Origin of the sequence: Coleofasciculus sp. (assembly GCF_046565525.1) — a bacterium.
In the GTDB taxonomy this organism is placed as follows: Bacteria; Cyanobacteriota; Cyanobacteriia; order Cyanobacteriales; family Coleofasciculaceae; genus Coleofasciculus.
Map to the genome: position 1 here is coordinate 1 of NZ_JBKHUP010000260.1, position 1,214 is coordinate 1,214.

The following is a 1,214-nucleotide window of genomic DNA, read 5'->3' on the forward strand; positions in this document are numbered from 1 at the left end:
GCTACCTAGACGGTTCGCTCGGTTTCATCTCCCAGCTAAAGAGCGTGGGAGCCTTCACCCATCGCTTTTCCGGTAAACGGAAGAGTCAGATAGGGAATATGAGCATCTAGCCAAGTTCTGCAAATTAACACTGAAGTTCCCAATCTGATGTAATTCGCGAATTGATACGCAAGTTGTCAATCTCTGGGGTATTGAACCCCATTGATTGATCGCCTATCCATCTCACGCCATATCTATATTTAGATTGGCGTGAGGCGTGAGGCGTCCAGCTAAGGTTTGTGTGTCAGACTGTCCTGTTTCCTTGACGCTGAAGGATGTTGACTCGACTTGTACAGGAACAACCGATTTTCCTAGGGGCAATGATAGGTGACCTCCTCCTACACTAAATCTTGCGATTATAGTGTAGGCTTCCTTACCTCACGATAAGGCTTTCCTGGTTATTTCCCTTGCGGGTATTTCACCACTTACCTAGTCACACCCAATTGCAAGAGATATGACCCCGGCAGACCGATTGCCCAGGCAGTTTACATTCCGCACAGCCCATGCGTACTTGCTACCAATTGAACTGGAAGCTTTTACACCTAAGTACTGCTTTCGTTTTTACACAGCTACAGCGTCGAACATACCGCGCTCAACATTTTTAGCTGGAACCCCTTAACGGAAGATTGTCAAGGTTCAGACTAGTTTATGCCGTTTGCGCTGTTCACCACGCTACTTGTGACCTGTCCGTTTGAGTCAAGGCAACCGTTAGTTATTCGGTAGATTGATACTATCATTTCTGACAAAAACAAGCAAGAAAGCTTCGACTTTATTTGTTAATTTTAGGGATATTGAATCCCGTAAAATTAAATTGGGAGAGTCCATGTATCCCAACGCTGACAGCAAGAGTACAGCGTGGGTCTTATAGCTCCCCCTCTCCCCCCACAAGAAGATAACCCTAAACACCGACCGCCCCCAAGGGAATCAAAGCCAAGAGCAGCAGGAGTTTTGCCCACCATTGAGGTAATACCCTGAAAAAGCCAGTTTTGGGTTTTAAGGGTTCGAGTTCATCCCGCAAATCGATAACCTCCATCCAAGATGGGGCGGGTTGTCCAACCTGTTTGCCATACAGTTGCACAGATGTGATCGATGGGACTCTTGACACTCCCCCGCTTGAAAGACGGGGGATTCTTGAGCTAATCACAGCCCTTTCGAGTTACCCCTAATTAGGTCTT

General features: G+C 47.0%; 2 protein-coding genes. Both read right to left on the bottom strand.

The features are described from left to right. Nucleotides 1–222: 222 nt before the first annotated feature. Nucleotides 223–360 (bottom strand): hypothetical protein, encoded by a 138-nt coding sequence (locus ACLGGO_RS35595; protein WP_446422853.1) that lies wholly within the window; start codon nucleotides 358–360, stop codon nucleotides 223–225. 577 nt (nucleotides 361–937) lie between these two features. Next, entirely contained in the window at nucleotides 938–1,117 is a 180-nt protein-coding gene (locus tag ACLGGO_RS35600; protein ID WP_446422854.1) for a hypothetical protein, read from the bottom strand. Nucleotides 1,118–1,214 lie beyond the last annotated feature (97 nt).